20 protein-coding genes and 1 tRNA gene are annotated in these 25934 nt (G+C 60.5%); 4 read left to right on the top strand and 17 right to left on the bottom strand.

The annotated features are described in order from the left end of the window. The first annotated feature begins 67 nt into the window (after positions 1-67). Positions 68-493: a VOC family protein gene (locus tag JN756_RS29360; RefSeq protein WP_108524955.1), complete on the top strand. Its 426-nt coding sequence runs from the start codon at positions 68-70 to the stop codon at positions 491-493. Between the two features lie 74 nt (positions 494-567). Here the strand turns inward: JN756_RS29360 and JN756_RS29355 are convergent. The 5 genes from JN756_RS29355 to rpsU all read right to left on the bottom strand — a co-directional run bounded on the left by JN756_RS29355 (position 568) and on the right by rpsU (position 9089). Beyond that, positions 568-644, bottom strand: a tRNA-Ile gene (locus JN756_RS29355). A gap of 15 nt (positions 645-659) precedes the next feature. Further along, positions 660-4403, bottom strand: a complete 3744-nt coding sequence (locus JN756_RS29350) for an EAL domain-containing protein (RefSeq protein ID WP_201021600.1) — start codon at positions 4401-4403, stop codon at positions 660-662. A 133-nt stretch (positions 4404-4536) separates the two neighbouring features. Further along, positions 4537-6387, bottom strand: coding sequence for an RNA polymerase sigma factor RpoD (rpoD, locus tag JN756_RS29345; protein ID WP_017847823.1), 1851 nt, complete (start codon positions 6385-6387; stop codon positions 4537-4539). Positions 6388-6454: 67 nt separating this feature from the next. Next, positions 6455-8425, bottom strand: coding sequence for a DNA primase (gene dnaG / locus JN756_RS29340; RefSeq protein WP_017847822.1), 1971 nt, complete (start codon positions 8423-8425; stop codon positions 6455-6457). A 448-nt stretch (positions 8426-8873) separates the two neighbouring features. After that, positions 8874-9089 carry a 30S ribosomal protein S21 gene (gene rpsU, locus JN756_RS29335; protein ID WP_002551877.1) on the bottom strand — a complete coding sequence of 72 codons (216 nt, stop codon included), beginning with the start codon at positions 9087-9089 and terminating at the stop codon, positions 8874-8876. Positions 9090-9292: 203 nt separating this feature from the next. Here rpsU and tsaD point away from each other — a divergent pair, with 203 nt between their 5' ends. Then, positions 9293-10318: a tRNA (adenosine(37)-N6)-threonylcarbamoyltransferase complex transferase subunit TsaD gene (gene tsaD, locus JN756_RS29330; RefSeq protein ID WP_017847821.1), complete on the top strand. Its 1026-nt coding sequence runs from the start codon at positions 9293-9295 to the stop codon at positions 10316-10318. Between the two features lie 33 nt (positions 10319-10351). Here tsaD and plsY read toward each other — a convergent pair whose 3' ends face one another. After that, the gene (gene plsY / locus JN756_RS29325) at positions 10352-10921 is read right to left on the bottom strand and encodes a glycerol-3-phosphate 1-O-acyltransferase PlsY (RefSeq protein WP_046489144.1); all 570 of its coding nucleotides are present in this window, start codon (positions 10919-10921) and stop codon (positions 10352-10354) included. A gap of 72 nt (positions 10922-10993) precedes the next feature. Between plsY and folB the strand changes: the two genes are divergently transcribed. Together folB and folK are read left to right on the top strand one after the other, a co-directional pair. Continuing rightward, positions 10994-11347, top strand: a complete 354-nt coding sequence (gene folB / locus JN756_RS29320) for a dihydroneopterin aldolase (RefSeq protein ID WP_026140135.1) — start codon at positions 10994-10996, stop codon at positions 11345-11347. After that, positions 11338-11856, top strand: a complete 519-nt coding sequence (folK, locus tag JN756_RS29315) for a 2-amino-4-hydroxy-6-hydroxymethyldihydropteridine diphosphokinase (RefSeq protein ID WP_046381854.1) — start codon at positions 11338-11340, stop codon at positions 11854-11856. Before folB ends, folK begins: the two co-directional genes overlap by 10 nt. On the opposite strand, the gene JN756_RS29310 is transcribed toward folK, so the two are convergent. The 11 genes from JN756_RS29310 to JN756_RS29260 form a co-directional block, all read right to left on the bottom strand. After that, positions 11851-13080, bottom strand: a complete 1230-nt coding sequence (locus JN756_RS29310) for a multifunctional CCA addition/repair protein (protein ID WP_108524960.1) — start codon at positions 13078-13080, stop codon at positions 11851-11853. The two genes, folK and JN756_RS29310, sit on opposite strands and share 6 nt — an antisense overlap. 63 nt (positions 13081-13143) lie before the next feature. Then, on the bottom strand, positions 13144-14706 hold the full coding sequence (locus JN756_RS29305; protein WP_046381856.1) for a SpoVR family protein: 1563 nt from the start codon (positions 14704-14706) through the stop codon (positions 13144-13146). Beyond that, positions 14703-15974, bottom strand: a complete 1272-nt coding sequence (locus tag JN756_RS29300) for a YeaH/YhbH family protein (RefSeq protein ID WP_017847815.1) — start codon at positions 15972-15974, stop codon at positions 14703-14705. Before JN756_RS29300 ends, JN756_RS29305 begins: the two co-directional genes overlap by 4 nt. Positions 15975-16087: 113 nt before the next feature. Beyond that, a complete protein-coding gene (locus tag JN756_RS29295) occupies positions 16088-18010 on the bottom strand; it encodes a PrkA family serine protein kinase (protein ID WP_017847814.1) in 1923 nt (640 codons plus the stop codon). Between the two features lie 285 nt (positions 18011-18295). Continuing rightward, on the bottom strand, positions 18296-18625 hold the full coding sequence (gene glpE / locus JN756_RS29290; RefSeq protein ID WP_046381857.1) for a thiosulfate sulfurtransferase GlpE: 330 nt from the start codon (positions 18623-18625) through the stop codon (positions 18296-18298). A 33-nt stretch (positions 18626-18658) separates the two neighbouring features. Then, complete coding sequence (locus JN756_RS29285) at positions 18659-19510, bottom strand: symmetrical bis(5'-nucleosyl)-tetraphosphatase (protein WP_079444819.1); 852 nt, start codon at positions 19508-19510, stop codon at positions 18659-18661. After that, the gene (gene apaG, locus JN756_RS29280) at positions 19510-19890 is read right to left on the bottom strand and encodes a Co2+/Mg2+ efflux facilitator ApaG/CorD (RefSeq protein ID WP_017847811.1); all 381 of its coding nucleotides are present in this window, start codon (positions 19888-19890) and stop codon (positions 19510-19512) included. The genes JN756_RS29285 and apaG overlap by 1 nt, the downstream gene beginning before the upstream one ends. 107 nt (positions 19891-19997) lie before the next feature. Continuing rightward, positions 19998-20810: a 16S rRNA (adenine(1518)-N(6)/adenine(1519)-N(6))-dimethyltransferase RsmA gene (rsmA, locus tag JN756_RS29275; RefSeq protein WP_108524964.1), complete on the bottom strand. Its 813-nt coding sequence runs from the start codon at positions 20808-20810 to the stop codon at positions 19998-20000. Continuing rightward, positions 20807-21796, bottom strand: a complete 990-nt coding sequence (gene pdxA / locus JN756_RS29270; RefSeq protein WP_128192551.1) for a 4-hydroxythreonine-4-phosphate dehydrogenase PdxA — start codon at positions 21794-21796, stop codon at positions 20807-20809. The genes rsmA and pdxA overlap by 4 nt, the downstream gene beginning before the upstream one ends. After that, complete coding sequence (locus JN756_RS29265; protein ID WP_026140134.1) at positions 21793-23133, bottom strand: peptidylprolyl isomerase; 1341 nt, start codon at positions 23131-23133, stop codon at positions 21793-21795. Before JN756_RS29265 ends, pdxA begins: the two co-directional genes overlap by 4 nt. Then, entirely contained in the window at positions 23108-25885 is a 2778-nt protein-coding gene (locus JN756_RS29260) for an LPS-assembly protein LptD (RefSeq protein WP_169881909.1), read from the bottom strand. The genes JN756_RS29265 and JN756_RS29260 overlap by 26 nt, the downstream gene beginning before the upstream one ends. Between the last annotated feature and the right edge of the window lie 49 nt (positions 25886-25934).

Below are 25934 nucleotides of genomic sequence, written 5' to 3'. Positions count from 1 at the left end.
GCGTCTTTTCATCGCCGGGAGCAAGGCTAAACTCAGAGCACTTCACGACCCACAAAGGTTTGACCTGATGACACTGGCACCTTTTCACTTGGCTATTCCGGTATTCGACCTGGCGGCTGCCCGGCATTTCTACGCTGAGGTATTCGGCCTACAAGAGGGCCGCTCCAGCGACCACTGGGTCGACTTCAACTTCTTCGGCCATCAACTGGTGATTCATGAACACCCCAAAACAGCCTCCCAGGCTGCGGCGCACACCAACGCAGTCGACGGCCACGACGTCCCCGTGCCGCATTTCGGCGTGGTATTGAGCTGGGACGACTGGCATGCCCTGGCGGCGCGCTTGCAGGCACGGCAGACCGCGTTCGTGCTGGAACCGCACATTCGCTTCAAAGGCCAAGTGGGGGAGCAGGCGACACTGTTTTTGTTTGACCCCTGCGGTAACGCGTTGGAGTTCAAGGCGTTCCGGGATATCGGGCAGTTGTTTGCGACGTGAGCCTGAGGGCGAGGGCGCTGGCTAAAACGGCAGCGACAGACACACAAAAGCCGCGCAATGCGCGGCTTTCGAATTGGTGGGCCCACACGGACTTGAACCGTGGACCAAAGGATTATGAGTCCTCTGCTCTGACCAACTGAGCTATAGGCCCTTAACAGGTCGCGGATTATAGCGATGGTTTCTCCGCTGTGCTATCCGAAAAATCCTGAACCCTCATACGAAGAAACGTTGCGGCAAAAAGCTCCGGGGGCAGGGGCAGGCTGACGATGTAGCCTTGCATCTGTTCGCAGCCCTCGGCGGCGAGGAAGGTTTGTTGTGCGGGGGTCTCTACGCCTTCGGCGATGATGGTGAATTGCATGCTGTGGCCCAGGGCAATGATGGCGCGCACGATCGCCACGTCGTGGGGGTCGTCGGGCAGGCCGCGGATGAAGGATTGGTCGATTTTCAGGAAGTCCAGGGGCAGGCGCTTGAGGTAGCTGAGGGATGAATAGCCGGTGCCGAAATCATCGATTGCCAGTTGTACGCCCAGGCGTTTGAGTTGGTGCAGCACGTCCAGCGCTTCTTCGGCCTGGCTCATGATGAAGTTTTCGGTGATCTCCAGTTGCAGGCAGCCGGGTTCGAGGCGGTAATCGCGCAGTAGCTGTTCGATGCGTGACAGCAGGTTGGGCTGGCGCAGTTGTGCGCCGGCGAGGTTGACTGACAGCGGGCCGAAGTGATCGAACACGGTTTGCCAGGCGTGCATTTGTTGGCAGGCCTGTTCCAGGACCCAATCGCCGATCTGCAGGATCATGCCGTTCTCTTCGGCCAGGGCGATGAAGTGTTCGGGCGGTACGTCGCCGAAGGTCGGGTGGTGCCAGCGGATCAGCGCTTCGGCGCCGATCAGTTGCTGGGTCTCCAGGCTCCGTTTGGGTTGGTAATACAGGCTCAGCTCATCGCGTTCGATGGCCCGGCGCAGTTCATGTTCCAGCGCCACGCGTTCTTTGGCCTGGGCGGTCAGGTCGCGGGTGTAGCCTTCGACGCGGTTGCGGCCCTTGGCCTTGGAGCGGTACATCGCGGCGTCGGCGTTTTTGACCAGGGTGGCGACGTCCATGCCGTCCTGGGGGTACAGGCTGGTGCCGATGCTGGCGCTGATAAAAAACTCGTGCTCACCCGCCTGGAACGGCGGGGTGAAGCAGGCCAGCAGTTTATTGGCCAGGTGCTGGGCGTCGCTGGCTTGCTGCAGGCCGGGCAGGAGGATGATGAATTCGTCGCCGCCCAGGCGGGCGACGGTGTCGATGTCGCGCAGTTGCTCCTTGAGGCGCACGGCGATGTTCTGGAGCAGCAGATCGCCGATCGGGTGGCCGAGGCTGTCGTTGATGTGTTTGAAGCGATCCAGGTCGAGGAACAGCACGGCGCCCTGGTGGCCGCTCTCCTGTTGATTGTTGAGCGCGGCCTGTAGCCGGTTTTCAAACAGGGTGCGGTTGGGCAGGCCGGTCAGCGGGTCGTGATGGGCCTGGTAGTCGAGGCGGGCCTGGGCGTGTTTGAGGCTGGAGATGTCGGCAAACACCGCGACGAAGTGCGTGATCGCCTGGTCGCGGTTGCGCACGGCGCTGATGGTCAGCCAACTGGGGTAGACCTCGCCATTCTTGCGACGGTTGGAGATCTCGCCCTGCCAATGCCCGTGAGTGGTCAACTGGTGCCACATCGCGGCATAGAATGCGCTGTCATGCAGGCCGGAGGCGAGCAGGCGCGGGGTGTGGCCGAGGGCTTCGGCTTCGCTGTAGCCGGTGATCTCGCTGAAGGCGCGGTTCACGGCGCTGATGTTTTGCCGGGTGTCGGTGATCAACACGCCTTCGGCGGTGCTTTCGAAGACGGTAGCGGCCTGTTGCAGTTTTTCCTGCATCTGTTGGCGCTCGGTAATGTCCCGAGCGATGGTCAGCATGCAGTCGTCATCGCCGATGGGCAGTGGGCGGCTGGACAACTCGCACAGCCGGATCTGCCCGTCGCTGCGGCGGATATGGCAGATGAAATCGCGGACAAACCCGTCGCGTTGCAGCAGCTCCAGCATGTGTTTGCGTTCGTTGAGGTCGACCCAGATGCCCAGGTCCAGGGTTGACTGGTCGAGGGAACTCACGCTGGCGATGCCGGTAATGCGGCTGAACCCTTCGTTGACCTCGATCAGTTGGCCATCGCTCTGACGGCTCAAAAGCAAACCGTCGGGCGAGGCATGGAAGGCCTTGGCGAATTTCTCTTCGGAGGTTTGCAGCTGTTGCTGGGTTTCCTTGAGCTGGGTGATGTCTCGCACCACAACTACCAGGGCTTCGGTCGTGTCGAGTTGGAACGGTTCGGCGGAAATCAGCCCGGTAAAGGCTTGGCCGTTGCTGCGCAGAAAGCGCATTTCCAGGTTGCGGATGCTGGTGGTCTGCAGCCGTTGCAGCAGGTCCGGGCCGATGCCCGGGATACCCCAGATATTCAGCGAAGTAGCGGTTTTACCGATCACGTCTTCGGCCTTCAGGCCCACCTGGTCCTCAAACGCTTTGTTGACCTCCAACAGGCAGCCGTCGGACATTCGTGCGATCACCAGAATGTCTGGGCACTGTTGGAACACCGAGGCAAATTTTTGCTCGGACAATTGCAGCGCCTCTTCCGTGTGCTTGGCGTCACTGATGTCGATCATCAAGCCACGGAGCACCGGTTCATGGCCGTGTTCGATCAGGCTGACAATATCGCGTACCCACAGGCAACGGCCGTCGGCGGTGATCACCCGGTAATCGACGCTGTGATCACGGCTGGCGCGGGTTTCGCGGTAGCAATAGGCTTCGGTGCGCGTCAGGTCGGCGGGGTGAATGATGCTGCGCCAGAAGCCTGGAATCAGCCAATGGGCGCGGGGGTAACCGAGCAGTTCTTCGGCATGCGGAGACACGTAACTGTAGGTGAAATCACTAATGCTGGCTTCCCAGGCAATGGCGGACAAGCTCTCCACCAGGCCGCGATAGTGATATTCGCTGCTGCGCAGTTCCTGCTCGAGGGCGACGCGGCGGGAAATTTCCGAACTGAGCCGACGATTGATCCGAATCACGACGACCAATACGCTGCTCAGCAGCAGTATCGTGGGCAGGCCATACGTCAGCAGATCCGTCCAGAACGTGTGGTGATCGGTGAGGCTGCCGACCCAGTGTCGCTGGATCGCTTGCGTTTCGTCCGGGCTGAGGTCAGCGAGGACCTTGTCCAGAATCCCTACCAGCATTTTGTTTTCACGAGGCACGCCCATCGCCAGTTGGTAGCGGTAGGGCGTTTCACCGCTGACGTACAAGCCATCGAGCTTGAGTTGGCGCAGGCTCCATACGCTCGAAGCCAGGTCGCCGACTACTGCGTCCACTTCATCGGTGGCCAGCGCCTGCAGGGTCGAGCTGACATTCGGCAAGGCCACCAGGTTGAGGTCGGGGTGGTGGGTGCGCAGCAATTCATGGGGCGCGTAGTTTTCCACCACGGCAATCTTCAACCCATAGAGGTCCTTCAGGTTGTGCGGTTGCGCACCGCCTTCATGGGCGAGGATGACGATGGGGAAGTCCAGGTAAGGCCGCGTGAACGCCATGTAGGCCTGGCGCTCGGGGGTGGACATGATGCCCGGCAGCAGGTCGAGCTGGTTGTTGCGGGCCTGTTCGAGGACGGCGCTCCAGTTCACCGGCTCGATCAGCTTGATCCGGACGCCCAGGCGGTCTTGGATCAGGCGCACGTAATCCGCCGCCAAGCCTTGGTAGCGTCCGTTCTCGTCGCGGTATTCGAAGGGCGGCCAGGAGGCATCCACCCCCAGGCGCAGCTCCTGATGGTCCGCCAACCAGCCACGCTCATCCTCCGTGAGAGTCAAGGCGCCAGCCGTTGCGGTCCAGGTCAGCAGCGACAGCAAAAGCACGGTCGGCAATCTGGGCATAACGGTCTCGTTATGGCACGGGGAATGTTTCGAGTGTAGACGGGCATTGCGGGGGAGGGAGGGCGCGGCGGTGAATCTATAAAAAGTAATCGGTAGAAAGCAAAACCCCCGGCCTGGGCCGGGGGTTCTGGGATCACTCGTCGAGGAAGGAGCGCAGATGCTCGCTTCGCGTCGGGTGACGCAACTTGCGCAGCGCCTTGGCTTCGATCTGACGAATCCGCTCGCGGGTCACGTCAAACTGTTTACCGACTTCCTCAAGGGTGTGGTCGGTATTCATGTCGATGCCGAAACGCATGCGCAGTACCTTGGCTTCACGGGCAGTGAGGCCGGACAGTACGTCGCGGGTCGCTTCTTTAAGGCTCTCAACGGTGGCTACATCGATTGGCGACTGCATGGTCGAGTCTTCGATGAAGTCGCCCAGATGGGAGTCTTCGTCATCACCGATCGGGGTTTCCATGGAGATCGGCTCTTTAGCGATCTTCAATACCTTGCGGATTTTATCCTCAGGCATTTCCATGCGTTCGCCCAGCTCTTCCGGGGTCGGTTCGCGACCCATTTCCTGCAACATCTGCCGGGAAATACGGTTGAGCTTGTTGATCGTCTCGATCATGTGCACCGGAATACGGATGGTGCGGGCCTGGTCGGCGATCGAGCGAGTGATCGCCTGACGGATCCACCAGGTGGCATAAGTCGAGAACTTGTAGCCGCGACGGTATTCGAACTTGTCCACCGCCTTCATCAAGCCGATGTTGCCTTCCTGGATCAGATCGAGGAATTGCAGGCCACGGTTGGTGTACTTCTTGGCAATGGAGATCACCAGACGCAAGTTCGCTTCAACCATCTCTTTCTTCGCGCGGCGGGCCTTGGCCTCACCGATCGACATGCGACGGTTGATGTCCTTGATCTCGGCAATCGTCAGACCGGTTTCGGTCTGAAGTGCGGTCAGCTTCTGCTGGCAACGAATGATATCGGGCTGCAGGCGACCAATGGCTTCGGCGTATTTCGCCTTGCCTTTGGCCAGAGCGTCGGTCCAGCTTTCGTCAACTTCGTTGCCCGGGAACTGGCGCAGGAAGTCGGTACGCGGCATGCGCGCATCACGCACACAGAGCTGCATGATCGCCCGCTCTTGTGCGCGCAGACGCTCAAGGGCGCTACGAACACGCTCGACCAGGCCTTCGAATTGCTTCGGCACCAGCTTGATCGGCATGAACAGCTCAGCCAGCGCCACCAGCTCGGCAATTGCCAGCTTGTTGGAGCGACCGTGCTTTTTCAGGGCCTTGCGGGTGATTTCCATTTGATCGGAAACCGCACCGAAACGCTGGGCAGCGATGATCGGGTCTGGACCGCTTTCGACTTCATCTTCGTCGTCGGTGCTGGCTTCGGCATCGTCGTCTTCGGCATCGTCGTCCGCTTTCACGGCTTTCGGGTCGACAGGCGGCGGCACTTCGGCAGCAGGTGGCGCAATGCCGTCGTCCGGGTCGATATAACCGCTCAGGACGTCGGACAGGCGGCCACCTTCGGTGGTGACGCGAGTGTACTCGGAGAGAATGTGGTCAACCGTGCCAGGGAAGTGCGCAATTGCGCCCATCACTTCACGGATACCCTCTTCAATACGCTTGGCGATTTCGATTTCGCCTTCGCGTGTCAGCAACTCGACGGTACCCATTTCACGCATATACATGCGTACAGGGTCAGTCGTGCGACCGATGTCGGTCTCCACCGCGGCCAACGCGGCAGCGGCTTCTTCAGCGGCTGCCTCGTCGGTATCGGCGTCGGCCAACATAAGGGCGTCCGCATCCGGAGCACTCTCGTGTACGGGGATCCCCATGTCGTTGATCATGCGGATGATGTCTTCCACCTGCTCTGGATCTGAAATATCCTCAGGCAGGTGATCGTTGACCTCTGCGTAAGTCAGATACTTCTGCTCACGACCCAGGGTGATCAACTCTTTGATACGAGACTGCTGTTGCGCTTTTCCGGACATAACACCCTATCCACTGAAGGTCTTGGCGGGCAAAAAACAAGCCGAGGATTATACCCGAGCTATGACCTCACGCGCCAGCTGAGGTCGGGTTTGATGCGGAAACATTCTGTTTTAAGAGGTCACGCATCTGTTTTGCTATCTGAATTTGCTCTTCAGCCGATAATCCCGGCTGCCTCGCTCTCTTGATGAGTTCATCGAGGGTCTGCGTGTGCTGACCCGCGGATAACCTAGTAATGGTGTCTAAAAACTGTTGTTCAAGGTTATCGCCGTCAATTAGCCACTCCTTTTCTGCGAGTGCTTTCAACAACCGCCCTTGTTCGGTGCCATGCCAGCGAGCCATCAGCTGAATGGAGTTTAGCTTAGGATTTTTCTGCACCGCCTCGATCAGCGCGATCAGTACCTGGGCATAGGTATTGCTCTCGTTGGCAAAGTGCTCGGCACTCTCGACCTTGCCCGCCAATTGCGGATGGTGGATGAGCGTGCGCAGGGCAATCAGCGTCGGCGCCTCTACGGCCACCGGGGTGCGCGGGGCGTAGGCCTCGTCGCGGTCACCACGCTTGCCGTTTTTGTTCCAGGGCTTCTTGTCCCATTTCTTGCCGCCGGCGCCGGGCTTTTTCGGTGTCCACTCCTGCTGGGGCGTGTAGGCCTCCTGCGGTTGGTGGAAGTCGGAATAGTCCGGCATGGCGTCGTAATCCATGCCTGGGTCGTAGGCCGGCGGCGCATCTTGCGGTGCGCTGTGGACCAGCTGGCTGACCGCTTCGCCGCTCAGTCCGGTGATTTCCAGCAGGCGTTGACGCATCAGGGTGCGCAGGTTCGCGCCCGGCACTTTGTCGATCAGCGGCGCTGCGAGGGTGGCCATGTGCGCCTTGCCTTCGAGGGAGCGCGGGTCGGCTTCTTCGGTCAGTTGCTGGAAGAAATAGTCCGCCAGCGGCTGCGCATGCTGGTTGATGCGCGCGCGGAAGGCGTCGGTGCCTTCGGAGCGGACCAGGGTGTCCGGGTCTTCGCCTTCGGGCAGGAACAAGAAGCGTGCGCGGCGCCCGTCCTGCAGGCACGGCAGCGTGGCTTCGAGGGCGCGCCAGGCGGCGTTGCGGCCGGCCTGGTCGCCGTCGAAGCAGAACAGCACGCTGGGCACTACGCGGAACAGGCGCTTCAAGTGTTCTTCGCTGGTGGCGGTGCCCAGGGTCGCCACGGCATTGCGCAGGCCTTGCTGGGCGAGGGCGATCACGTCCATATAGCCTTCAACCACGATGATTTCGTCGAGGTTGCGGTTGTTCTTGCGCGCTTCGAACAGGCCGTAGAGTTCCTGGCCCTTGTGAAACACTGCGGTTTCCGGCGAGTTGAGGTACTTGGGCTTGTCGTCCCCGAGCACCCGGCCGCCGAAGGCGATGATCCGGCCACGGCTGTCGCGGATCGGGAACATCACGCGGTCGCGGAAGCGGTCGTAGCGCTTGCCGGTCTCGGCGTTTTCCACCAGCAGGCCGGCGTCGATCATGGCTTTTTGCTGGAGGGTGTCGCTGCTCAGGTGTTTGTACAGGTTGTCCCAGCCCGGCGGGGCGAAGCCCAGGCCGAAGTCGCGGGCGATTTCGCCGGTGAGGCCGCGCCCCTTGAGGTAGTCGACGGCGGCCTTGCGCTGCGGATGGCTCTTGAGCGCCTGGCGATAAAAGTCGGCGGCGGCGGTCAGCAGCGGGTACAGCGGCGAATCGGTGGGTTGCCGCGGTTTGTGCGGGCGGCCGCTTTCTTCGCGGGGGATTTCCATGCCGGCGGCTTTGGCCAGTTCCTCGACGGCCTGGGGGAAGTCCAGGTTGTCGTGGTCCATGATAAAGCCGAGGGCGTTGCCGCCCGCGCCGCAGCCGAAGCAGTAGTAGAACTGCTTGTCGGGGCTGACGCTGAACGACGGGGTCTTTTCCTTGTGGAACGGGCAGCAGGCGGTGTAGTTCTTGCCCGCCTTCTTCATTTGCAGGCGCGAGCTGACCACATCGACGATGTCGGTGCGGTTCAGAAGGTCGTCAATAAAGCTCTGGGGAATCAGCCCGGCCATGGCGTTCTCGTCATCACTGCGTGGAAATGAGGGCCCGTGAAGTGCTCAAGCGCACGTATCGTATGGCTCGACCATCAATCGTCTGCTTGGGCTGTCAGGAAGTGTATCTGCCGAACATCCACTGACGTTAATTTCTACTCAGTCTGTTCGGCGAAGAAATGTTGCCCCGGCGTCCGGTCTTGGCCAATGGCGGGCCTCGGAAGCGCATCGATGGGCACAGCCGACACAGTCGATCGTCTGCTTGAAGAAATAAGTGTGCTCGTCAGTAGCCTTGTTAGACTCGTCAGAAGAGACGCGCACCGCTGGCAGAAGAGCCAGTCCTGACGTGTGAAGCAGTGTCTCGGTCGCATGGGCGGCGTCGACGGTGAAGCATCAAGCGATATCCGCAAATGCCAACAGCCCGGCTTAGGGCCGGGCTTGGCAGAAGCTTGCTACGAACGTCTGTGTATTAGTACAGACGAACGGCGCGGCGCTGCTCGCGCTGAACTTTCTTGGCGTGACGCTTAACAGCGGCTGCTGCTTTACGCTTACGCTCAGAAGTTGGCTTCTCGTAAAATTCGCGGCTACGAACTTCAGCCAGAACACCGGCTTTTTCGCAGGAGCGCTTGAAACGACGCAGAGCTACGTCGAAGGGTTCGTTCTCTTTTACTTTGACGGCTGGCATCCAGAGCTACCTTCTTTCATTACCGGGAATCAACGTTCTCGTCGCAAAAAATTCGCGGCTGAGGTCGTCGGTTTTTAAGGGTTGCGGATGTTAACCCCTCATTGCCAGGAATGCAAAGCCTCTGATCGAAAACCGCTAGTCGGGAGGGGGAGTGGCGACTATTATGCGCGCCTTCGAATTCAGCCTCTACAAGGCGCAAACCCATGCTAGTACTGGGACTTGAAACCTCCTGCGACGAAACCGGTGTCGCACTTTACGACAGTGAACGCGGGCTTTTGGCCGATGCGCTGTTCAGTCAGATCGACTTGCATCGCGCCTATGGCGGCGTGGTGCCGGAGCTTGCCAGCCGTGATCACGTCAAACGCATGCTGCCGTTGATTCGGCAGGTGCTGGACGAGGCCGGCTGTGTGCCGACCGAGATCGATGCGATCGCCTACACCGCCGGCCCCGGATTGGTCGGAGCCCTTCTGGTTGGGGCTTCTTGCGCCCAGGCGCTGGCATTTGCCTGGGACATTCCGGCCCTCGGCGTACACCATATGGAAGGCCATTTGCTGGCGCCGATGCTGGAAAAAACACCGCCGCAGTTCCCGTTCGTCGCTTTGTTGGTTTCGGGTGGCCATACGCAGCTGGTTCAGGTCGATGGGATCGGTCAATACACGCTATTGGGCGAGTCCCTGGACGATGCCGCCGGTGAGGCGTTCGACAAGACCGCGAAGATGATGGGCCTCAATTATCCCGGCGGTCCGGAAATCGCGCGCCTGGCCGAAAAAGGCGTCGCCGGTCGCTATACCTTCCCGCGTCCGATGTGTGATCGCCCGGGGCTGATGTTCAGCTTCAGCGGTTTGAAGACCTCTGCCCTGAATACCTGGCAGCACAGCGTCAGCGCCGGGGACGACAGTGAGCAAGCCCGTTGCGACATCGCGCTGGCGTTCCAGCAGGCGGTGGTGGAGACTTTGACCATCAAGTGCAAGCGCGCCCTGAAACAGGCGGGCATGCAGCGCCTGGTGATCGCAGGCGGCGTCAGCGCCAACAAGGCCTTGCGCGCATCCTTGGAAAAAATGCTCGGCGACATGAAGGGTGATGTGTTCTATGCGCGCCCTGAATTCTGCACCGACAACGGCGCGATGATCGCTTATGCCGGTTGCCAGCGCCTGCAGGCCGGGCAGCACGAAAGCCTGGCGATCAGCGTGCAGGCACGCTGGCCGATGGAGCAGTTGTCACCGTTGTAGGCGCTCAAGGTGAGCGGAATTCATCGGCCGGATTTAAAAATGCCGTTCGCGCCCGGCAAACAGGTCGCGTAAATTGCCGCGATGGCGCCAGACGATCAGCAGGGTCAGCACACTCATCGGCAACAGCGCCGCCGGTTCCTGCCAGGCCAGCAACGGCAGGGTGAGCGGCGTGGCGATCAGCGCGGCCAGCGAGCTGGTGCGGGTCAGGTAGAAGGTCAGCAGCCAAGCGAGCATGGCCAGCAGCGCCGCCGGAGGGTAGATCCCCAGCAGCATGCCGGCCGCCGTGGCGACACCCTTGCCGCCGCGAAAACGGAAGTACAACGGAAACAGATGGCCGAGGACGGCGCACACGCCAATCCAGGCTTGCTGTTGCAGAGTAAGGCCGGCAAGGCTGGCGATCAGTACGGGCAACAGGCCCTTGCACACGTCGCCCAGCAGCGTCAGCACGGCGAGCTTCTTGCCGGCCAGGCGCAGCATGTTGGTGGCGCCGGCATTGCCTGAGCCACCCATTCGCGGGTCGGGATTTCCCGTCAGGCGGCTGAGCAAAATGGCGAAGGACAGCGAGCCGAGCAGGTAGGCGAAAATCGCCAGTGACCAAAACATGCTAACTATTCCGGGCGAGGACGCCCTGATTCTAACGGGGCATCGCGCCCTTGTCGTGCTGCGGAGAAGAGCTTGGACAGAGTGTTTATCGAAGGCCTGGAAGTCGACACCGTGATCGGGGCCTACGACTGGGAGCGCGGCATCAAGCAATGCTTGCGCCTGGACCTGAGTTTCGCCTGGGACAACCGCCCGGCCGCTGCGGGTGACGACCTCACCCTGGCACTGGATTACGCCAGTGTGTCCGCGCGTATCCAGGCCTTTGCCGAGCAGTCGCAGTACCAGTTGGTGGAAACCTTTGCCGAGCGTCTGGCCGAAGTGCTGATGAGCGAGTTCCAGATTCCCTGGCTGCACCTCAAGTTGACCAAGCCGGGGGCCGTGCCGGCCGCCAAGGGCGTGGGCGTGGAGATCGAGCGCGGATGTCGCTAACTCAGGTTTACCTTGGTCTTGGCAGCAATATCGAGCGCGAGCCCCATCTATGCGCGGGCCTGGATGCACTCGCGGGCTTCTTGATCGACATGCGCTGCTCGGCGGTGTTCGAGAGCCAGCCGGTGGGCATCAAGAGCGGGCTGTTCTTCAATCTGGTGGTGTCGGCCTATACCGACCTGTCGTTGATGGAGCTGGATCGCCGGCTGAAATCCATCGAGGCCGACAATGGCCGTTACGCGCCGGATCGCAAGGGCCTGCCGCTGGATATCGACGTGCTGCTGTATGGCGATCTGGTGGGCAACTTCGATGGCCTGATCCTGCCGCGTGCAGAAATCCTGAAAAACGCCTTCGTGCTGTGGCCGTTGTCGATGATGGCGCCGGATCGTGTGCACCCTGAAGTGGGCAAGACGCTGGCTGAGCTGTGGCGGGATGCACAGATCGATCAGGTGCTGGCGCCCGTCGGATTCGAATGGCGGGGCCAGCAACTGACGCCGAGCGCGCTGCTATAGGGCGTGCTGTTCCTTGTAGGCTTTCAAGGTCTTGAGCCGTTCGCGCTTCAGGGCCTCGCCCAGTTCGGGGCCCTTGAAACCCTTCTCCAGCAACGGCGCCACCGCGACCTCGCGCGCAGCCTTTGCGGCGCCGCGTAAATAATCCGCCTGTGGATAACTGCGTTGTTCCAAGCCCTTGCGGCCGCGGGCGTCCATTTCGCAGGCGACCACGAACTCTTCAAAGCGCTGCGGCCGCCGGTAAACGTCAAAACTCTGCAGCAATTCCAGTAATGTCGAGGCTTTAAGCTCCAGGGCACGATGGCCATGGGTGTGGTATTGGCCCACCAACAGCGCCAGTTCCTGGCAGTCCCTCGGCGCCTTGAAGCGTTCATTGACCGCCTTGATCAGCTTCAGGCCGCGCTGCTCATGGGCAATATGCTGTGGCAACTTATCCACAGGCGTCAGGCCTTTGCCGACGTCATGCAGCAGGCAGGCCCAGCGCACTGTCAGCGGCTGGTGATGCAAAGCGGCCTGTTCGAGCACGCTCAAGGTGTGAGCACCGCTGTCGATCTCGGGGTGATGGGCTGCGGGCTGCGGCACGCCGAACAGGGCATCGACTTCCGGCATCAAGGTGTTCAGTGCGGCGCAATCGCGCAGCACCTGGATGAATACCTGGGGCTGATCTTCCATCAGGGCACGGGAAATTTCCTTCCAGCTGCGCTCCGGCGTCAGGGCTTCGAGTTCACCGGATTCGCTGAGTTGACGCATCAGGTCCAGGGTTTGCGGCGCCACTGTAAAACCCAGGTGGGCGTAGCGCGCAGCAAAGCGCGCAACCCGCAATACGCGCAGGGGATCTTCGGCGAACGCCGGGGAAACGTGGCGTAAAATGCGGGCTTCAAGGTCGCGCTGGCCGTGATAGGGGTCGGTCAGCCTGCCGTCGTCGTCCTCTGCCATGGCGTTGATGGTCAGGTCGCGGCGGATCAGGTCTTCTTCCAGCGTGACGTCCGGGCTGGCGTGAAACACAAAGCCGCCATAGCCCCGGCCACTCTTGCGCTCGGTACGGGCGAGGGCGTATTCGTCGCCGTTTTTCGGGTCGAGGAATACCGGGAAGTCCGCGCCCACCGGTTTATAGCCCTTGGCGAGCATTTCCTCGGCCGTTGCGCCGACGACGACACGGTCGATATCGGTGACCTTGATGCCCAGAAGGCGGTCACGCACCGCGCCGCCGACTTTGTAGATTTTCATGAAAAAGCCTCCATTAGCCGCACAGGATAACGCCTGTGCCCGGCCAATGGAGGCTTTGCCGTTTCAGAGATGAACGACGGCCAGGTCCAGGCGGCCGTAGTCGTTATCGTTGTGATCGCTGCGTGGGGGGACGTGGTGGGTTTTCATCACCTGATCGCCCTGCAGGGTTTCCAGGTGGATGTCGAACCCCCACAGCCGATGCAGGTGCTTGAGCACTTCCTCGGTGGAGTCGCCCAGGGGTTTGCGGTCGTGCTGCTGGTGACGCAGGGTCAGCGAGCGGTCGCCGCGCACGTCGATGCTGTAGATCTGCACGTTGGGCTCGCGGTTGCCCAGGTTGTACTGCGCCGCCAGGGTTTCTCGGATGGTGCGGTAGCCGGGCTCGTCGTGGATGGCCGGCACCACCAGGTCGTCCTTGAGGTCGTCATCGAGGATGCTGAACAGCTTGAGGTCGCGAATCACCTTGGGCGACAGGTACTGCAGGATGAAGCTCTCGTCCTTGAAGCTGCTCATGGCGAACTTGATGGTGGAAAGCCAGTCGGTGCCGGCGATTTCCGGGAACCAGTGGCGGTCTTCCTCAGTGGGGTTTTCGCACATGCGCCGGATGTCGCGGTACATGGCAAAGCCCAGCGCATACGGGTTGATGCCGCTGTAATACGGGCTGTCGAAACCGGGTTGGTACACCACGCTGGTGTGGGAAGTGAGGAACTCCATCATGAAGCCGTCAGTGACCAAGCCTTCGTCGTACAGGTCGTTTATCAGGGTGTAGTGCCAGAATGTCGCCCAGCCTTCGTTCATCACCTGGGTCTGGCGCTGTGGGTAAAAGTACTGGGCGATCTTGCGCACGATACGCACGATTTCCCGTTGCCACGGCTCCAGCAGGGGCGCGTGCTTTTCCAGGAAATACAGGATGTTTTCCTGAGGTTCGGCGGGGAAGCGCGCATTGTCCTTGTCGCTGTTTTTATCGGCGCGTTTGGGAATGGTGCGCCACAGGTCGTTGATCTGCTTCTGCAGGTGTTCCTCGCGCTCCTTCTGGCGCAGGCGTTCTTCTTCGGCGGAAATCGGATACGGGCGTTTGTAGCGATCGACGCCGTAGTTCATCAGGGCATGGCAGGAGTCGAGCAAGTCTTCCACCGCATCGATGCCGTGGCGCTCCTCGCACTGCATGATGTACTGCTTGGCGAACACCAGATAGTCGATGATCGAGCTGGCGTCGGTCCAGGTACGAAACAGGTAGTTGCCCTTGAAGAAACTGTTATGCCCGTAGCAGGCATGAGCCACCACCAGCGCCTGCATGCAGATGGTGTTTTCTTCCATCAGGTAGGCGATGCAAGGGTCGGAGTTGATCACGATTTCGTAGGCCAGACCCATTTGGCCGCGACTGTAGGACTTTTCGGTGCTGAGGAAGTGTTTGCCGTAGGACCAATGGTGGTAACCCAGGGGCATGCCTACCGAGGCGTAGGCATCCATCATCTGTTCGGCGGTGATCACTTCGATCTGGTTGGGGTAGGTGTCCAGGGCATAACCGGCCGCGATGCGGCTGATTTCCCGGTCGTAGGCCTGGATCAGTTCAAAGGTCCACTCAGACCCCGTGGAAATGGGTTGGCGTTTATGCTCTTTGGCGGTCATGTCACTAACCTGCGCTGGAAGAGTTCACGGAAGACCGGATAGATATCGCCGGCCGAGACCAATTGCTGTTGGGCGAACGTGTCGGCGAAGGCTTCGCCGATGCGCTCGTATTCGAACCACAGCGCCTGGTGCTCACGGGGGGTGATCTCGACATAAGTGTAGTACTGCACGAATGGCATGATCTGGTTGATCAAGATGTCGCGGCAGATCGGCGAATCGTCATTCCAGTTGTCGCCGTCGGAGGCCTGCGCCGCATAGATGTTCCAGTCGTTGGCCGGGTAGCGCTCGGCCATGATTTCCTGCATCAGTTTCAACGCGCTGGAGACGATGGTGCCGCCGGTTTCCCGTGAATAGAAGAATTCCTCCTCATCGACTTCCCGGGCGCTGGTGTGGTGGCGGATGAACACCACATCGATCTTGTCGTAGTTGCGCTTGAGGAACAGGTACAGCAGGATGAAAAAGCGCTTGGCGATGTCTTTGGTGGCCTGGGTCATGGAGCCGGACACGTCCATCAGGCAGAACATCACTGCCTTGGAGCTTGGGTTGGGTTGTTTGACCAACAGGTTGTATTTCAAGTCGAAGGTGTCGAGGAACGGCACGCGGTGAATGCGCGCGCTGAGCTTCTCGATTTCTGTCTCGATTTCCTGGATATCGCCGAAGTTGTCCGGTTCTTCGCGTTTCAAGCGCGCCAACTCTTCCTTGGCCTCCTTCAATTTGGCGCGGCTGCTGCCGGACAGGGCGATGCGCCGGGCGTGTGCCGAACGCAGGGTGCGGATGATGTTGATCCGGGAAGGGTTGCCTTCGTTGCTGATCCCGGCGCGCACGGTCTTGAACGTGTCGGTGCCGGTCAGGTTGCGCTTGACTAGGTTGGGCAGTTCGAGGTCTTCGAACATGAATTCGAGGAATTCTTCCTGGGTGATCTGGAACACGAACTCATCCATGCCTTCGCCGGAGTTACCCGCCTTGCCGGGGCCTTTGCCGCCGCCACCGCCTTGGGGGCGCTGGATGTGTTCGCCGGTGGTGAACTCCTTGTTGCCCGGATGCACGACAGTCTGCTTGCCACCCCGGCCGTGGTGCAGCACCGGTTCGTCGATGTCCCGTCCGGGAATGCTGATCTGTTCGCCATGCTCCATGTCGGTGATGGAACGGCGGCTTACGGCCTCTTCAACGGCCTTTTTGATGTGGTCACGGTAACGCCGCAGGAAACGTTGACGGTTTACCGTGCTCTTGTTCTTGCCATTGAGGCGTCGGTCGATCACATAGCTCATGGGGAGCCCTCCGGGCAGCTTCACGTTACAAGCTTCAAGCCGCGAGCTGGAAGCTTAGAGACAAGCGGTCGACTGCCAGGCCATGGGCCCGGCAGTACACGCCCGTCGCTGCCTTACTGCGATTTGCGCACCCGCAGATACCACTCGGAGAGCAAACGTACCTGTTTGTCGGTGTAGCCACGCTCGACCATCCGTGTAACGAAGTCGTTGTGTTTTTGCTGATCCTCCTTGCTGGCCTTGGCGTTGAAGCTGATGACCGGCAGCAGATCCTCGGTGTTGGAGAACATTTTCTTCTCGATGACCACCCGCAGCTTCTCGTAGCTGAGCCAAGTGGGGTTCTTGCCGTTGTTGTTGGCGCGGGCGCGCAGCACGAAGTTGACGATTTCGTTGCGGAAATCCTTCGGATTGCTGATGCCGGCGGGTTTTTCGATCTTTTCCAGTTCCTCGTTGAGGGCTACGCGGTTGAGGATTTCGCCGGTTTCCGGATCGCGGTATTCCTGGTCCTGAATCCAGAAGTCGGCATACAGCACGTAGCGGTCGAAGATGTTCTGGCCGTATTCGCTGTAGGATTCCAGGTACGCAGTCTGGATTTCCTTGCCGATGAACTCGATATAGCGCGGCGCCAGGTATTCCTTGAGGAAGCGCAGGTAGCGTTCGCGGGTTTCGGCCTGGAATTGTTCCTGTTCGATCTGCTGCTCCAGCACATAGAGCAAGTGGACCGGGTTGGCGGCGATCTCGTGAGGGTCGAAGTTAAACACCTTGGACAGGATCTTGAACGCGAAGCGCGTCGACAGGCCGTTCATGCCCTCGTCCACGCCGGCGGTGTCGCGGTATTCCTGGATCGACTTGGCCTTCGGATCGGTGTCCTTGAGGTTTTCGCCGTCGTACACGCGCATCTTCGAATAGATATTCGAGTTCTCCGGCTCCTTGAGGCGCGACAGCACGGTGAATTGCGCGAGCATCTTCAAGGTGTCGGGCGCGCAATGGGCCTTGGCCAGGGAGCTGTTGAACAGCAGCTTGTCGTAGATCTTGATTTCATCGCTGACCCGCAGGCAGTACGGCACCTTGACGATGTAGATCCGGTCGATGAAGGCTTCGTTGTTCTTGTTGTTGCGGAAGGTGTGCCATTCCGATTCGTTGGAGTGGGCCAGCAGGATCCCGGTGAACGGAATCGCGCCGAGGCCTTCGGTACTGTTGTAGTTGCCTTCCTGGGTGGCGGTGAGCAGTGGGTGCAGGACCTTGATCGGAGCCTTGAACATCTCCACGAATTCCATCAGGCCCTGGTTGGCCCGGCACAGTGCGCCCGAGTAGCTGTAGGCGTCGGCGTCGTTTTGTGGGAATTCTTCCAGTTTGCGGATATCGACTTTGCCCACCAGCGCCGAGATGTCCTGGTTGTTCTCATCGCCCGGCTCGGTCTTGGCCACGCCGATCTGGTTGAGGATCGACGGGTAGAGTTTCACCACGCGGAACTGGCTGATGTCACCGCCGAACTCGGCCAGGCGCTTGGTCGCCCAGGGCGACATGATGGTGTTGAGGTAGCGCCGTGGTATGCCGAAGTCTTCTTCGAGGATCGCGCCATCTTCCGTGGCGTTGAACAGGCCCAGGGGCGACTCGAAGACCGGTGAACCCTTGATGGCGTAGAAGGGCACTTTCTCGATCAGTTGTTTGAGCTTTTCGGCCAGGGACGATTTACCGCCGCCAACCGGGCCGAGCAGGTAGAGGATTTGTTTCTTCTCTTCCAGGCCTTGGGCGGCGTGCCGGAAGTAGGAGACGATCTGGTCGATGCATTCTTCCATGCCGTGGAAGTCTTCAAAGGCCGGATAGCGGCGGATCACCTTGTTCGAGAAGATTCGCGACAGACGCGAATTGTTGGAGGTGTCCACCAACTGCGGCTCGCCAATCGCCAGTAACAAACGCTCGGCGGCAGACGCGTAGGTGCTGCGGTCACGCTTGCACAGGTCGAGATACTCTTGCAGTGTGAGTTCTTCCTGCTGCGTGGACTCGAAGCGTTGTTGGAAGTGGCTAAAAATACTCATGACGTCGTCACCTCGCTCGATACGTGGAGCCGACGCCGGATCAATCAGTCGATGCTGGCAGTCATTGACGAACGCCAATGGCCGTTTTCCCCCCAGAACACCCTGAAACGCTACCGATGACCCGCACGCCGGTGTACCGGCTCTCCCCTGATTCGGATGGCCTGCGCTTAAGGATAGTTCGGAATCCGCGAGGTAAAGGAGGGATACGCAATTAGTTTGGGTGCGCCGTTCGTCAGAAACGGCGCAAGCCCAAGCGTCACGCGGGGTGGCGGGGTGTGAAAAAAATTATTGCGAATCGCCGGAGGCAATTTCTGCAGGATAGGTCGTACGCCACAGCTCAAAGCCGCCGTCCAGACTGTAGACGTCGGAGAAGCCCTGGCTGATCAGATAGGCGGCCGCGCTCTGGCTGGAATTGCCGTGATAGCAGGCCACGATCACCGGTGCGTCGAGGTCGGCGGCGCGGATGAAATCGGCGATGTTGTGGTTATCCAGGTGCCGGGCGCCTTTGATGTGGTTCAGGGCGTAGGTCTGCGGATCACGAATATCCACCACCACCGCGCCTTGTTCGCGCAGGGCCTGGGCTTGTTCGGGTGGGATACGTTTGAATTCGCTCATGGCGGGCTCCTTGGGTTTGGCTGCAAGCGGCGTCTAGCGCTTCGCGGCAACCGACGGGGTCACGGGAAGAGGGGAAGGGCACTGGCAGCTCAGGCGCTCGCCGGTGTCGATGTTCATCAGGGTCATGGCGCCGCCCCACACGCAGCCGGTGTCGAGGGCGAACACGCCGGGTTCATCGCATTTGCCTTCGAGGGCCGCCCAGTGACCGAAGATGATCTTCGTGTCGCGGGTCTTGCGTTCCTTGTGGGCGAACCACGGTTTGTAGCCGGGCAGCGCGGTGTCGGCGCCTTCCTTGCTCTTGAGGTCCAGTTTGCCGTCGGCGGTGCAGAAGCGCATGCGTGTGAAATAGTTGGTGATCACGCGCAGGCGGGCGACGCCCGTCAGGTCGTTGTCCCATTTCACCGGTTCATTGCCGTACATGCCGTCGAGATAGGCGACGTACAGGTTGTCATCGGCCAGGGCGCTTTCGACTTCGGCGGCGCACTTGAGGGCTTTTTTCAGCGTCCACTGCGGTGGAATGCCGGCATGGACCAGCACCATGTCGCGCTGTTCGTCGTAGTGCATGATCTTTTGCCGGCGCAGCCAGTCCAGCAAGTCGGTGCGATCCGGGGCCTCGAGGATTTCCCGCAGGGTATCGGCCTTTTTCAGACGCTCGATGTTACTGCCGGCCGCGAGCAGGTGCAGGTCGTGGTTGCCCAGTACGCACACCAGGGAATCGCGCAGGCCATATAGATAGCGCAGGGTCTCCAGGGACTCGGGGCCACGATTGACCAGGTCGCCTACCAGCCACAGGCGATCGTTCGCTGGGTCGAAGGCCACGCGTTCGAGCAGGCACTTGAGGGGTTGCAGGCAGCCTTGCAGGTCGCCGACCGCATAGGTTGCCATCAGTGCAAGGCTCCGGGCACGGCCAGGCGAAATGGCTTGATGATCGCGTCGAACAGTTTGCCGTCAGTGGCTTTCATCTGATACGAGCCTTGCATGGTGCCGACCTTGGACGTCATCACCGTGCCGCTGCTGTAGGTATGGCTGGCGCCGATATCGATCAGCGGTTGCTGGCCGACCACGCCGGCACCCCGCACCTCCTCCACTTGACCGTCACCGTCGGTGATCACCCAGTGGCGTGACAGCAGCTTGGCCGGCACCAGCCCGTTGTTTTTCACCGTGATGGTGTAGGCAAAGGCGAAACGGTTGTGTTCAGGTTGCGATTGGTCCGCCAGGAAGCGGGTAACGACGCTGACGTCGATCTGGTAGCGAGGATCGGACATGCAAGAGGCCTTAAAAGCAAAAGCGGAGGACAGCAGATGCGGATCAGTCTAGGCCAAGAGGCGGGCACTAGGCCAGACATGCTGTCGGGCCTGGTGCAGGGCGGGCTTCAGTCCGCGACGGGCGGCGGCTGGATCGCAAGCTGGTCGGCCAGGCGCACGAATGCGGCCAGGTCCAGTTGTTCCGGGCGCAGGCTGCCGTCGACGCCAGCGGCTTCGATCTCGGCGTTGCTCAACAGCGCTTTGAGCGTATTGCGCAGGGTCTTGCGGCGCTGGTTGAAGGCTTCGCGCACGACGCGCTCCAACAGTTTGTGATCCTTGGCCGGGTGCGGCAGCACGGCGTGAGGCACCAGGCGCACGATGGCCGAATCGACCTTCGGCGGCGGGTTGAACGCGCCCGGGCCAACATTGAACAGGTGTTCGACGCGGCAGTGGTACTGAACCATGATCGACAGGCGGCCCCAATCGCCGCCGCCAGGGCCGGCGGCCAAGCGCTCAACCACTTCTTTCTGCAGCATGAAGTGCATGTCGCGGATGATCCCTGCGTTGTTCAGCAGGTGGAAGATCAGCGGCGTGGAGATGTTGTACGGCAGGTTACCCACCACCCGCAGGCTGTTGGGCGCGGCATTGAGGCTGGTGAAGTCGAACTTCAGCGCATCGCCCTGGTGCAGGATGAAGTTGGACTTGCCGCCAAACTGCTGATTGAGGATCGGGATCAGGTCTTTATCGAGCTCAACCACATCCAGTTGCGCGCCGCTGCCCAGCAGGCCTTGGGTCAGTGCGCCCTGGCCCGGGCCGATTTCCAGCAGACGGTCTTCGGGCTTGGCATGGATGGAGCGCAGGATGCGGTCGATCACGCCAGCGTCGTGCAGGAAGTTTTGCCCGAAGCGCTTGCGCGCCCGGTGTTGGTAATGCTCGGTCATATACGGGTCTCGGCCATCTGATAGGCGGTTTCCAGGGCCACGCGCAGGCTGCCGGTATCGATCTTGCCGCTGCCCGCCAGGTCCAGGGCGGTGCCATGGTCGACGGAAGTGCGGATGATCGGCAGGCCCAGCGTCACGTTGACTGCGGCGCCGAAGCCTTTGTATTTCAGCACGGGCAGCCCCTGGTCATGGTACATCGCCAGCACTGCGTCGCAGTGCTCCAGATATTTGGGGGTAAACAGAGTGTCCGCGGGCAATGGGCCACGCAGGTCCATGCCGTCTTGGCGCAGACGCTCCAGGGTGGGTTCGATGATGTCGATTTCTTCATGGCCCAGATGGCCGCCCTCGCCGGCGTGGGGGTTGAGCCCGCAGACCAGGATGCGCGGTTGGGCGATGCCGAATTTCTGTTGCAGGTCGGCATGCAGGATGCGCGTGACGCGCTCCAGGCGTTCGACGGTGATGGCATCGGCCACGTCGCGCAACGGCAAATGCGTGGTCACCAGGGCGACGCGCAGGCCATGTGTGGCCAGCATCATCACGACTTGGGGGGTGTGGGTCAGTTCGGCGAGGAATTCGGTATGGCCGGAAAAGGCGATGCCGGATTCGTTGATCACACCCTTGTGTACGGGGGCGGTGATCATGCCGGCGAAGTCGCCGTCGATACACCCTTGCCCGGCACGGGTCAGGGTTTGCAGCACAAAGCCCGCATTGGCCTTGTCCAGTTGCCCGGCGACCACCTTGGCCTGCAGCGGGGTATCCCATACATACAGGCTGCCCGCAGGAGCCGGCAGGTCGGGCCAGTTACCCGGCGCAACGTCCAGCAGCTTGACGGCCACGCCTAGTTGCGCGGCCCGCTCAAGGAGCAGGTCGCGGCTGGTAATGGCGATCAGGGGGTGTGGCTGGGGCTGCGAGGCGAGCAGCAGGCACAGGTCTGGACCAATGCCGGCCGGCTCGCCGGGTGTCACCGCGAAACGCTGGGGTTTCACTGGTTTGCCTGGTTGGTGCCTGTTTGCTCGGCGCCTGGCAGTTTGTTTTCTACGTAGGCTTCGTCACGGATCTGACGCAGCCAGGTTTGCAGCTCTTCATCGTACTTGCGGTTGCGCAGGACGGTCAGGGCTTGCTGTTCGCGGGCCTGGCTGGTGTTGTCGGTGGCGCGGCGGCCAAGGACTTCCAGTACATGCCAGCCATATTGCGTCTTGAACGGTTTGGACAGTACGCCTTGCGGGGTCTTGGCCATCACTTCCTGGAACTCTGGCACCAATGCTTTCGGGTCGATCCAGTTGAGGTCGCCACCGTTGAGGGCGGAACCCGGGTCTTCCGAGAAGCTTTTGGCCAGGGTGGCAAAGTCTTCGCCGCTTTCGATGCGGTCATAGATCTTCTGGGCCAGTTCCTTGGTTTGCGCTTCGGTGCGGATTTCGCTTGGTTTAACCAGGATGTGACGAACGTGGACTTCGTCTTTCAGCGAGGTCTCGCCGCCGCGACGTTCCAGCAACTTGAGGATGATGAAGCCGCCTGGGGTGCGGGCTGGCTGGGTAATGCCTCCCACTTCCATGGCACTCAGCTCACGGTCGAACGGCGGTGGCAATTGAGCGGCTTTACGCCAGCCCATATCGCCGCCTTCCAGGGCGTTGTCGCTGCCGGATTGGGCGATTGCCATCTGGGCGAAGTCAGCACCGGCCTTCAGGCGATCATAGATAGCCTGGGTTTTGGCGGCGGCTGCATTGAGCTGCTCAGAGTTGGCGCTGTCCGGGGTCGGGATCAGGATGTTGGCCAGGTGCAGTTCTTCGGAGAGCTGCATCTTGCCCAGGTCCGATGCGAGGAAGTTCTTCACTTCCTGCTCGGATACCTGAACCCGCTCGGCCACACGGCGCTGACGCACACGGCTGATGATCATTTCGCGGCGGATCTGGTCACGCGCGTCCTCATAGGACAGGCCGTCGTGGGCCAGGGCGGCGCGGAACTGATCGATGCTCATGTTGTTGCGTTGCGCGATCGTGCCAACAGCCTGGTTCAGTTCTTCGTCCGAAATACGGATGCCGGAACGATCGCCGATCTGCAATTGCAGGTTTTCGACGATCAGGCGCTCCAGCACCTGTTGGTCCAGGACGCTGGTAGGCGGCACACCACCGCCACGCTTGGCGATGGTTTGCTGAACTTCCTTGACCCGTTGGTCCAGTTGGCTCTGCATGATCACGTCGTTATCGACGATGGCCACGACCTTATCCAGCTGTTGAACCGCGGCATGCGCCGATGCGGTACCCAGGAACAGCGCGCCCAGCACGAGCGGGCGCAGACAATCAGAAAGCTTGATCTTCACGTTCACGATAACCTTGAATGCCTTTGTCGAGGAAGCTCTCTACCTTGGCGCCGGTCAGGCCGCCGAGTCCTTTGAGGACGATCTGGAAGAAGAGCCCGTGGTCACCCTTTTCGTTAAGCGGGGCGATCTGGCTGTATTCGTCGTTGGAAACCCAGTAACGGTTGATGACGCGCAGTTTCCAGCAGCAGTTGTCGTACTCGAAACCACCGAAGGCTTCCAAGGTACGGTTGCGGGCGTAGTCGTACTGCCAGCGGGTGATCATGTTCCACTGGGGAACAATCGGCCACATCATCGAGAAGTCGTGTTGTTGGATTTTGTAGTAATCCTTCACGAAGTTTGGTTGGCCTTCCGTGCCGTAGTCGCCACCAAACTGCCATTTGCCGGTCAACTGGTTGTAGACCACTTGGTCGTTGCGATAGCGATAACCGAGGTTGACGATCTTGTTCGGGTTGTCTTCCGGCTGGTAGTGGAACATCGCGCTGCCGGAACGTGGGGCGTGGCTTTCCGTGTCCCAGTTGTAATCGGCAGTGGCGCGCCAGTCGCGGTTGAAGCGGAACTCGTAGTCCAGCGCGATCGGCGAAACGTCGCTCTGGGCGTCGGCGCGGTCGGCTGCCAGGACGCCTGGTAGTTGAACTTCGCGGTCCTTGAAGTACAGGGCCTGGCCGACGCTGACGCGTTGGCGTTCGAAGCCGTTCTCTTCGATCCAGCGGCTGGTGAGGCCCAGGGACAGCTTGTTCTCATCGCCGATCCGGTCGGTGCCGCTGAAGCGGTTGTCACGGAACAGCGAGGCGTAGCTGAACGAGTATTCGCTGGTGTCGAAAACCGGGATGTCGCTCTGGTCTTTATTCGGAACATAAAGGTAGAACGCGCGCGGCTCGAGGGTTTGGCGATAGTCTTTGCCGAACCAGTTGGTGTTGCGGTCGAAGTACAGGCCGCTGTCGACGCTGGCGATTGGCACGGCGCGATCTTGCGAGCTCTTGAACGTCTGGCCGGCTGCAGCCATTTGCGTCTTGCCCGTACCGTCAAGGTCGAGATCGTACTTGGTATAGACGTACTTCAACTTCGGCGTAATAAAGCCGTAGGTCCAGTTCATCGGGTAGTCGACGGCGGGAGCCGCGTTCAAGCGCGTACCGTTTGCACGGGTCAGGCCTGTGACGTAGGTGTCCAGACGAGGCGATACAAGGCCATTCTCATCAGTAAACGTGCCGTTTTCCAGGCTACGCTCAAAACGAACAGCTTCAGTCTCGTATGTGAAGTTCAACCCACCCGGATGGTACGGCAGCGCACCATTGAAAGTGATCTGCGGCAAGCGATCATACGGCGTGATCTGAGAGATCGTTGCCAGCTGATAAGCCTGGACGTTCACGCGCGCTTGGTAAGAATCGCCTCGATAAGTCACAGACCCTTGCTGATTCAGGTAATCCCGACTCTGAACCCCCTCTTCATACGACTTCAAATCCTGGAAGTAGTAAGGATCACTGATCTTGGTGTAATCCACCTGAGTCGTCAGTCGCGAATCCAACCCGCCCTTATGCTGCCAATTGAGCATATAACGGGTTTTTTCGTAATCGGTCTGCTTGCTGCGTTCGTTGCTGTCGTCGTTCAGGTACGCGCCGCCGAACTGGCCTTCGCTGGATTTGGTGAGGTAGCGGAATTCGCCTTCCATCAACAAGCCGCGCTTGGTCATGTATTGCGGGTACAACGTGGCGTCGTAGTTCGGTGCCAGGTTGAAGTAGTACGGCGTCACCAGCGTAAAGCCAGTCTCGCTGCCGGTGCTGAAGCTCGGCGGCAGGAAGCCGGATTGACGACGGTTGTCGATCGGGAAATAGATGTAAGGGGTATACAGGATCGGGATGTTCTTGATCCGCAACGTCGCGTTGGTGGCCGTACCGAAACCGGTGGCCGGGTTCAACGTGATGTTGTTGCCCTTGAGCTGCCAGGCGTTGCTGTCTGGCTCGCAGGTGGTGTACGTACCGTCCTTGAGACGGATGATCGCGTTTTCGGCGCGCTTGGCGTACAGCGCGTTACCGCGGATGCGTGACTTGTGCATCACGTATTCGGCGTTGTCGATCTGTGCCGCGCCGGTATCGAGCTGGACCTGGGCGTGGTCGCCGACGATCAGGGCGCCGTTGTCGCGCAGGCGGACGTTGCCGTTCAGCTCGCCACGGTTCTCGGCCTGGTACAGGCTGGCTTCTTCAGACTCCAGCTGCATGCTGCCCTGGCGCATGACGACGTCACCGGCCAGGGTCGCGACCTGCTGTTCCTGCTCGTAACGCGAGGCCTTGGCGCCGATGAAGGTCGGCGCATCGCTCTGGTTCGTCTTGTCGTTCATGCCAGGACGAATCGGCTCGATGTACGCGCCGGAGCAATAAGGACCGGTTTCCGCCAGTTGGGCGGCGGTCAGCTTCTCGCGAGGCACCCAGTCCAAGTGGCTGTAGTCGGCGCTGCGCGAACGCAGGCCACGGCCCTTGGATTCGGTGACCAGCATGGTCTTCGGCTCGGCCTCGGTGCCGCCTTCAGCGTTGGCTTGCGCCGTGCCGTTGGCCGAGCTGACGGCTGCACCGTCATGCACCGGGCGCGGTGGCAATGGGGCGGCGGCGGTTTTCGGCGCGCAATCCCAGGCACCCGAAGCAGAGACTGAGCAGTCATACTGTTCCGCGGCGACCACGAATGAGGTGGCGAAAGGTTGCATGGCCAGCAGACTGCCGGTTACCAGCAACGGAAATTTTCTACGAAACGCGGGGGATTTCAATGCCATCTTATTAGTCCGGGCTTCCTGCGTGCCATCTGCCCGCGGTGTGGGCCGC

It is taken from the genome of Pseudomonas sp. Y39-6 (assembly GCF_023651955.1).
GTDB lineage: Bacteria > Pseudomonadota > Gammaproteobacteria > Pseudomonadales > Pseudomonadaceae > Aquipseudomonas > Aquipseudomonas veronii.
Note: the sequence above shows the minus strand (reverse complement) of the source record. Positions and strands in the feature narration are given on the sequence as shown.

What these genes read in the sequence shown, in the direction of transcription:
- JN756_RS29300 (WP_017847815.1), bottom strand. Translation starts at nt 15,974, where the DNA reads ATGAGCTATGTGATCGACCGACGCCTCAATGGCAAGAACAAGAGCACG.
- tsaD (WP_017847821.1), top strand. Translation starts at nt 9,293, where the DNA reads ATGCTAGTACTGGGACTTGAAACCTCCTGCGACGAAACCGGTGTCGCA.
- JN756_RS29295 (WP_017847814.1), bottom strand. Translation starts at nt 18,010, where the DNA reads ATGAGTATTTTTAGCCACTTCCAACAACGCTTCGAGTCCACGCAGCAG.
- JN756_RS29305 (WP_046381856.1), bottom strand. Translation starts at nt 14,706, where the DNA reads ATGACCGCCAAAGAGCATAAACGCCAACCCATTTCCACGGGGTCTGAG.
- rsmA (WP_108524964.1), bottom strand. Translation starts at nt 20,810, where the DNA reads ATGACCGAGCATTACCAACACCGGGCGCGCAAGCGCTTCGGGCAAAAC.
- folK (WP_046381854.1), top strand. Translation starts at nt 11,338, where the DNA reads ATGTCGCTAACTCAGGTTTACCTTGGTCTTGGCAGCAATATCGAGCGC.
- JN756_RS29310 (WP_108524960.1), bottom strand. Translation starts at nt 13,080, where the DNA reads ATGAAAATCTACAAAGTCGGCGGCGCGGTGCGTGACCGCCTTCTGGGC.
- JN756_RS29260 (WP_169881909.1), bottom strand. Translation starts at nt 25,885, where the DNA reads ATGGCATTGAAATCCCCCGCGTTTCGTAGAAAATTTCCGTTGCTGGTA.
- plsY (WP_046489144.1), bottom strand. Translation starts at nt 10,921, where the DNA reads ATGTTTTGGTCACTGGCGATTTTCGCCTACCTGCTCGGCTCGCTGTCC.
- rpsU (WP_002551877.1), bottom strand. Translation starts at nt 9,089, where the DNA reads ATGCCAGCCGTCAAAGTAAAAGAGAACGAACCCTTCGACGTAGCTCTG.
- JN756_RS29285 (WP_079444819.1), bottom strand. Translation starts at nt 19,510, where the DNA reads ATGGCAACCTATGCGGTCGGCGACCTGCAAGGCTGCCTGCAACCCCTC.
- JN756_RS29360 (WP_108524955.1), top strand. Translation starts at nt 68, where the DNA reads ATGACACTGGCACCTTTTCACTTGGCTATTCCGGTATTCGACCTGGCG.
- glpE (WP_046381857.1), bottom strand. Translation starts at nt 18,625, where the DNA reads ATGAGCGAATTCAAACGTATCCCACCCGAACAAGCCCAGGCCCTGCGC.
- rpoD (WP_017847823.1), bottom strand. Translation starts at nt 6,387, where the DNA reads ATGTCCGGAAAAGCGCAACAGCAGTCTCGTATCAAAGAGTTGATCACC.
- apaG (WP_017847811.1), bottom strand. Translation starts at nt 19,890, where the DNA reads ATGTCCGATCCTCGCTACCAGATCGACGTCAGCGTCGTTACCCGCTTC.
- JN756_RS29350 (WP_201021600.1), bottom strand. Translation starts at nt 4,403, where the DNA reads ATGCCCAGATTGCCGACCGTGCTTTTGCTGTCGCTGCTGACCTGGACC.
- dnaG (WP_017847822.1), bottom strand. Translation starts at nt 8,425, where the DNA reads ATGGCCGGGCTGATTCCCCAGAGCTTTATTGACGACCTTCTGAACCGC.